We start from the raw sequence: 7,465 nt of genomic DNA, 5'->3' as shown, positions 1-7,465 counted from the left end.
CCATCGGCCTCCGATATTGGGCGCATGGGTACTGATCAATGCACTTTGGTATTACAATCGTCATTCCTGCGAACGCAGGAATCCAGGTACCACGGCTCCGCGACAAAATCGTCTTGTACAATCAACAGGTTTTGCCATCCACTCTGGATTCCTGCGTTCGCAGGAATGACGAGGAGTGAGCTGCCGAGAGTCCGCTTTCCTCCAGTTCCTGCCATAGCCGAGCCGACGCGCATAGACCAATAGCCGCCGTTGGTTCAGGTCGGGCGCGAGGGGCCGCTTTCGGGCATTCTAGGCGAAAAGGTGCCGTGCCGGATTCGCCCCATTTCCAGACATTCAACAACCCTTAATCGGTGCCGTTATACCGTCAGCTAGTTATGCATGAAATTCGCACCTTTTTGACGATTGCAGCACGACATCTGTGTCACCCAGTTCGCAGTAAACCTGCCATCGAAGCCATCGAAAATGATGGGCAAACACTTCCTGAGCCAAAGCGTTCGTCGAGTACGTTCACAACCTTCGGTTGCCTAGCCTGCGATGCCATTTACTTTCGCGGCGAGTTACCACTAGAATCCGACCTCTTCGAGACTTACGTGAGAGATTTCGCTTGGGCTTCGCTGGAACCGGTCGGTTATGGCGAGGTCACGCATGTGATTATCCCGCGTCATTTCACAGAAGAACTTTATATAGGAGAAGGTAACAACGTGCGCTATTTTAACGGTTGGATGCATGAACAGGACATCGACGGACTGTCTGCGCTGCTTAATGACGTTGGGGTCAAACATAACCTTACCGCTCAGGTGCTTGAATTGAAGCGCTTCTAAAAGTGTGAGCCCAGATTCCACTCCCGGCTCGTTTTCGTTTCCGAGATTATCGAGAATGGCAGCCTCCTTCCATTTGCCGACATAGCGACGACTGCAGCCATTCCCTGAAAGCTGGCCATCGACTTTGGCTTGATCTGCACCAGGACCCGACATGCAGCAATCGCCCCAAAAATCCGACACTCCCGTGGATGCGAGTGTTCTGTCGACGTTGCTAAGTGAAGGCTATGCGATTCGCCCAACTGGGAGCTCTACGCAGCCCCGGCCTTTCCAACATCGCGACTTTTTTAACCTGGACTCCGAAAGACAATTCGATCGGCATCGAAAATGACACCACCTTGGGTCATTGTCTGGAATGCTGTAAAACAGACCAAACGGTCATACCCCCGACAGGGCCGCTGATGCCGATCAGCAGTTCGGCGAACCGAAAATCGCTGTCAATCAAGAAGTCGGCTGACAAGACGTGTGCCATCCAGACGAGTGCTGCCCCAGCGATCGCCACGAACAAGCCACCACCAACGTATTCGGCGACATTTGAGGAGCCTCGTTGGACCAAGAAACGGAATACAGGCAGGCCAACTAGGCAACCCAGCACCACCGTTACCGGCAATGCGGCCATTGCAGCCACGGTTCCAATATCTAATAAATTTCCCAAGCTGATGTCACCGTCCGAGGTTTGCGCCCCGGCGGTCGGATAAGGTGACATCCACACCATTACCGATGGGTAAAAACATCCTCCGAGGAAGGCAACGGCGATTGCGGACACGCCGCCAGCGGCGAGTGCGCTACCGAGTTGCTTCTGCTCTATTTTTCCGCGCACAGGTCAATGAATCCCAATCGGACTGCTCGACGTTCGTTGCACTGGCCAAATCGCAGGTCAGTTGCCACTTTCTATATCTTAATCTGTTAACGTCCGCTTTCCTCCAATTGCGGCCTTACAATCGTCATTCCTGCGAACGCAGGAATCCAGGTACCACGGCTCCGCGACAAAATCGTCTTGTACAATCAACAGGTTTTGCCATCCACTCTGGATTCCTGCGTTCGCAGGAATGACGAGGAGTGCGTTGCCGAGAGTCCGCTTTCCTCCATTCCCTGCCGTTCAATGCTGACGCAAGACATACTCAAAGCGGACACTCCTTCCGCGCAATTTGTCCATGCTGCTTAGGGAAAACAACGCGCTACGAGGTTAGCTCGGCGCCGATAGGAATAAGCCCCGGCGCGCCGTTCAAATCAGCCCCTTGGCCTTTAGCGACACGTGCCCTTCGCGGCCGATGATGACATGGTCGTGGACGGTGATGCCCAGATGACGCCCGGCCTCGATAATCTTTTGCGTGACCTGGATGTCGGCGCGGCTGGGCTGGGGTGATCCCGATGGGTGGTTGTGCACCAGGATCAGCGCGGCGGCGCCGATCGCCATCGCCTTGGCAATGATTTCGCGGGTGTAGATCGCGGATTCATCCAGCGTGCCATCACTGACCACCTGATCCAGCAGCAGCCGGTTTTGCACATTCAGGTACAGCACGCGCACGCGTTCGTGCGTCAGATGCGCCATATCGATATGCAGGTAATCGATCAGCGCCTGCCAGCTGGACAGCACCGATTCTTCGCGCATCGTCGTCAGCGCCAGCCGCCGCGCGGCAATGCCGGCGATTTTCAGCGCGGCGGCGGCGGTTTCCTTGATCCCCGATATCTGCATCAGCGCGCGCGGTTCGGCATTGAACACCCCGGCCAGCGATCCGAATGTCTGGATCAGCACGCGCGCCAGCGGTTTCACATCCTTTTGCGGGATTGCGGTCATCAACAGATATTCGATCACCTCGTGATCGGCGAGCGAGTCATCCCCGCCATCGAGCAACCGCTGGCGCAGCCGCGCGCGGTGGCCAGACGGGTCGTGCCCGGTTTCGCGCACGCGCTGGTTGTCTTGCTTGCGCGGCTTTGCGTCACGGCCGCGCTTTTCCGGCGGGGCAAACAGGTTCGGTTCATCTTCCATCGCCATCAGTGCATTGCCGAAGCGGGGCAACTGCGCAAGAAGGGGTTGATGGAGGACCATTCGGATTTGGCGGAGCCGGTGCCGCGCACCGGTGCGCGCTGGCGCACGGCGCGGCGTGGCGCGCTGGCCGGGGCCGGCGTGCTGGCGCTCGTGCTGGGCGGGGCGTGGGGATTGCGCGAACGGATCGCGTCCGACCTGATCGACCGGCAGCTGGCCGCGCTGCATCTGCCGATGCGGTACCACATCGATTCGATCGGGGTGGGCCGCGAAGTCATCAGCGCGGTGATTGTGGGTGACCCCGCGCATCCCGACCTGACCGTCGAACGCGTGGAAATCGCGCTGCGCTATGGGCTGGCCGGGCCGGTCATCGACCGTATCGTGCTGGTGCGCCCGCGCCTGTTCGGCACGCTGACCAACGGCCAGCTGCATTTCGGCGCGCTCGACCCGGTAATCAACGCGCCAACGACCGCGCCGCTGCGCCTGCCGCCATGGTCGCTGGCGCTGATCGACGCGCGCGGGCGGATTGACAGCAGCTATGGTCCCTTGGCCTTTGCGCTGGATGGCAGCGGCCCGCTGGCGAACGGCTTTGCCGCAAAGCTGGGCGTGGTGGTGCCGCAGGCACGTTCCGCACCTGGGCCCGATGCCTGTACCATTGCGCGCACCACGCTTTATGCCGATGTGACCACCCGCGACGGGCGTCCGTCGCTGACCGGGCCACTGCGGCTGGGCGCATCGCATTGCGGCACGACACGGGCCGCGCCCGGGTTGATCAACCTGACCGTCGCGGGCGACGCTGCGCTGGCGCAATGGACGGTGGGTGGCCGCATCGCGACGGGCCGCATCGACAGCGCCGGCCAGACCAGTCTGGCCGGGCTGGGCGGAGAGGCCGGGCTGCGCTGGGATGCCAGACAGGGTGCGCTGTCGGGCCGGATCACGCTGGATGGCCGCGGGCTGGCCGCGCCGTCGTTGCGGTTGGGGTCGGTGCGGCTGGATGGTGTGCTGCATGCCCGTCCTGCCACGTCGGCATTCGATCTGCGCGGCGACATTGCCGGGCAGGGGCTTGCGCGCGGGCCGGCAGTGCTGGCCGCGCTGCAGCGGCTGCAGACCGGGGCGGCGGGCACCCCGCTGGCGCCGCTGGCCCAGCGCGCGCTGGCAGCACTGGCGCGCGAAGAACCCGGCAGCCGGATCGATGGCACGATCGGCATCCACGCCGATGCTGCGGGCTGGCGGCTGGTGATGCCCGCGCTGGCCCTGCGCGGCGGGCGCGGCGGCGCCACGTTGGCGCGGGCCGACCACTTTGCGATTGTCGGCGGCGATGGGCACATCCCGCGCGTCGCAGGCAATTTTGCCACCCTTGGCGCCGATCTGCCGCAGATCAGCGGCACGATGACCGCAGGCGTGCTGGGGCGGGCACGGTTTCAGCTGGCACTCGCGCCCTATATGGCGGGCGGCGCAAGGCTGGCAGTTCCGGCGATGGCAGTCAGCCAGGCGGGCGACGGCGCGCTCGATTTTACCGGCACGGTCATGCTCGGCGGGCCGTTTGGCAGCCAGGATCATGGGGGGGCGACCGGTGGCAGCGGCAGCATCGACAATCTGATGCTGCCGGTCGAAGGCACGCTGGCCGGCAACGGGCAACTTGCCATGCTGCGCCGCTGTGTGCGCCCGACCTTTGACCGGCTGCGCGCGGGCACGCTTGATCTGGGCAAGACCACGCTGGCGCTGTGCCCCATCGGTGGCGCGGTGGTGCGGTCGGCCGGCAATGGCGTGGCGATAGGCGCCAGCCTGCCGGGGCTTGTGCTGCGCGGGCGGTCTGGCGATGCGGCCTTTGCGCTGACCACCGGCGCCGGGCGGCTGGTCTGGCCCGGCGCAAGCACGCTCAATGCGGTCGATGTCACGCTGGGCACCGGCGCCGATGCCACCCGCGCGCATCTGGCCGCGATCACGGTGGCGGACACGGTATCGGCCAGGGGCGCGCTGGGCGGCACGTTTGCGGGCGGCGCGCTGACCATGGCCGCCCTGCCGACCAGCGTCGATGCCGCGGCAGGCACATGGAAACTGGACGGCGGACACCTGACACTGGCGGGCGGCACGTTCACGCTGGCCGACCGCACCACGCCCGCGCGGTTCGCCCCGGTGGCGGTGCGCGATGCCACGGTCACGCTGGGCGATGGGGCGGTATCCGCACAGGCCCGGCTGGTCACGCCACAAAACGGGATCGACCTGGCGCGGGTGTCGCTGCGCCACGATCTGGGCAGCGGCAAAGGCCAGGCCGATGTGACGATCGACACGCTGACCTTTCGCGAATCCGGCAAAAAGGCAGCGGCGGGCGCGGCACTGGCCGCGCTGCAACCCAGCGATCTGTCGATTCTGGCCAAGGGCGTGATCGCCAATGCCAATGGCACGATCAAAGGCACCGCTCGGTTCGGCTGGGACACCAATGCGCCCAACGGGGGCGTGACCGGCAGCGGCCGGTTTGGCAGCGACGATTTCGATTTTGCCGCCGCGGTGGGCCCGGTCGAAGGCCTGTCGGGCACGATCGAATTCACCGATCTGATCCATCTGGTCACCGCGCCGCACCAGTTATTGAAGATTGCCAGCATCAATCCGGGGATCGAGGTCACCAACGGCACGATCGATCTGGAACTGCTCGCCAATCAGGTGGTGCGGCTCAACCGCGCGGAATGGCCGTTTGAGGGCGGTACCATAAGCCTTGCGCCGACCGAACTGCACATGGCTGTTGATGAACCGCGCAAGTTCAGCCTGGTGATCAACGGGCTTCAGGCCGGGCGCTTTTTGCAGAACATCAACATGTCGAACCTGTCGGCAACCGGCACTCTGGATGGGCGCCTGCCGCTGGTGTTCGATGCCACCGGCGGGCACATTGTGGCGGGCGAACTGGTCAGCCGCGCGCCAGGTGGCAATGTCAGCTATGTCGGCGCGCTGACCTACAAAGACCTGTCGCCCATGGCCAACTATGCTTTCCGCATGCTCCGTTCGATCGATTATACCGGCATGACCATCGGGCTGGAGGGCAATCTGGCGGGCGAAGTCATTACGCGCGTCAGTTTCAGCGGGATTCGCCAGGGCGAAGGGACCACCCGCAACCTGATCACGCGCCAGATCGCCGGGCTGCCGATCCGCTTCAATGTCAACGTGCGCGCGCAATTTTACGCGATGCTGGATTCCATCCGCCCGCTTTACGATCCGAAAGGCGTGCGCGATCCGCGCCTGATCGGTCTGATCGATGCGCAGGGTCATGCCATTCACCATCACGGCGCGGGCACAGCGGGTTCTGCCCTGCCACCAATCACCAATGTCATTCAGCCTCAAGCAAGCGGAACCATGCCATGACGACAACGCGCGTGAATGTCCCTGTCGCGTATTTAGCCAATCTCCGGGGGTCGGTCATGTCCCGATGCCGGCCGGTGGTGGCAAAATCGGCGGTGGGGATTGCGTTGGTCATGGGCAGCAGCGGCTGCATCACGGTCAAAACGCCGGAGAAACCGATCGTGATCGAGTTGAATATCAATATCAAGACAGAGGTACTCTATCGGCTGGCAAGCGATGCCAACCAGACGATCGACAAAAATGCGGAGATATTCTGATGGTGCACCATGCCCGACCGACCCGTCTGCCGATCCGAACTGCGCTGTGGCTTGCGCCGGTGGCGCTGATGCTGGTCGCCCCGCTGCCGTCCTTTGCCCAGGCGCGCGACCCGGTCTATGCCGCCGCGCGTTCGGCCGGCCAGGTCGGCGAAAAGGTCGATGGCTATCTGGGTTTTGTCACCCCGCCGGCGCCCGATCTGCGCAAGACGATCGAAGATATCAATATCAAGCGCCGCGCGGTCTATGCCGACAAGGCCAAGGGTGCAGGCGCGACGATCGAGGAATATGCGCTGACATCGGGCTGCCTGCTGATTTCGCATACCACGCCGGGCGAACGCTACCAGGCGCCCGACGGGTCGTGGCAGACGCGTGGGGCCGGGATGCCGATCCGCGATCCGCGCTGTCCGTGATTGTCTGACCCGACACTGTCGTGTCGGGATGTCGGCATCGGCCCGCTGCCACGCGGCGCATACGAATCGCCAACGCATTTCCAGCGGTCAGGCGGCCAGCCGGCACGGTGCTGCAATTGCGCAAAAGCGCGCTTTGGTCGGGTTGACTTGGGCCGGACCCCCGCCTAATGGGCAGGCGCTCTCGGCGGACTTGGTGTCGGTCGTGCGCCGCACCAGCGGGGGGCTGGCCGGGTTTTCCCGGCGCTGACCCCCGGCCAGGATGCGATGCATGGACGATGACAGGCCCGACTTGGCACCGATCAAAGGCGATCAACCCAACCGGGATGAACGCGCCCAATCGCTCGAAGCCCGGCTGAAAGCAGCCCGCGCGCGCGAAGCAGGCGAGTCCGTTCCGGAAAGCACAAAGCCCAGCGATGCCAGTTATCGCGCGGGCAACCGGGTTCTGGGTGATCTGATCGGTGGCATCACGGGGGGGCTGTTTCTGGGCTGGGTCATCGACCAGTTTGCCGGGACGCAGCCATGGGGCCTGTTGGGGATGATGTTCTTCGGAATTTTCGTCGCTTTCAGGAATATTATCCGCAATTCGCGTCCTGGCCAGGGCTGATCGCAGTGGCGATCGTGCCCGACCATGGTCCGGGTTAC

The 7,465-nt window shown here is 63.2% G+C and carries 7 protein-coding genes; 5 read left to right on the top strand and 2 right to left on the bottom strand.

The features are described 5' to 3' along the window. The first annotated feature begins 374 nt into the window (after positions 1-374). The gene (locus ABWP89_RS04155) at positions 375-821 is read left to right on the top strand and encodes a hypothetical protein (protein ID WP_353227439.1); all 447 of its coding nucleotides are present in this window, start codon (positions 375-377) and stop codon (positions 819-821) included. 340 nt (positions 822-1,161) lie between these two features. On the opposite strand, the gene ABWP89_RS04150 is transcribed toward ABWP89_RS04155, so the two are convergent. Both ABWP89_RS04150 and radC read right to left on the bottom strand, forming a co-directional pair. Beyond that, positions 1,162-1,638, bottom strand: coding sequence for a hypothetical protein (locus tag ABWP89_RS04150; protein WP_353227438.1), 477 nt, complete (start codon positions 1,636-1,638; stop codon positions 1,162-1,164). Between the two features lie 405 nt (positions 1,639-2,043). Beyond that, positions 2,044-2,808 carry a RadC family protein gene (gene radC, locus ABWP89_RS04145; protein WP_353227443.1) on the bottom strand — a complete coding sequence of 255 codons (765 nt, stop codon included), beginning with the start codon at positions 2,806-2,808 and terminating at the stop codon, positions 2,044-2,046. A 48-nt stretch (positions 2,809-2,856) separates the two neighbouring features. On the opposite strand from radC, the gene ABWP89_RS04140 reads away from it, so the two are divergent. From ABWP89_RS04140 to ABWP89_RS04125, 4 genes are all read left to right on the top strand, one after another. Then, positions 2,857-6,159, top strand: coding sequence for an intermembrane phospholipid transport protein YdbH family protein (locus ABWP89_RS04140; RefSeq protein ID WP_353227436.1), 3,303 nt, complete (start codon positions 2,857-2,859; stop codon positions 6,157-6,159). After that, positions 6,156-6,413 (top strand): YnbE family lipoprotein, encoded by a 258-nt coding sequence (locus tag ABWP89_RS04135; protein ID WP_353227434.1) that lies wholly within the window; start codon positions 6,156-6,158, stop codon positions 6,411-6,413. The genes ABWP89_RS04140 and ABWP89_RS04135 overlap by 4 nt, the downstream gene beginning before the upstream one ends. A 68-nt stretch (positions 6,414-6,481) precedes the next feature. Further along, entirely contained in the window at positions 6,482-6,823 is a 342-nt protein-coding gene (locus tag ABWP89_RS04130) for a YdbL family probable chaperone protein (protein ID WP_502915226.1), read from the top strand. Between the two features lie 268 nt (positions 6,824-7,091). Further along, the gene (locus ABWP89_RS04125) at positions 7,092-7,427 is read left to right on the top strand and encodes an AtpZ/AtpI family protein (RefSeq protein ID WP_353227431.1); all 336 of its coding nucleotides are present in this window, start codon (positions 7,092-7,094) and stop codon (positions 7,425-7,427) included. Positions 7,428-7,465 lie beyond the last annotated feature (38 nt).

Source organism: Novosphingobium sp., assembly GCF_040398825.1.
Lineage (GTDB): Bacteria > Pseudomonadota > Alphaproteobacteria > Sphingomonadales > Sphingomonadaceae > Novosphingobium.
This window is presented reverse-complemented; position numbering and strand designations above follow the sequence as displayed.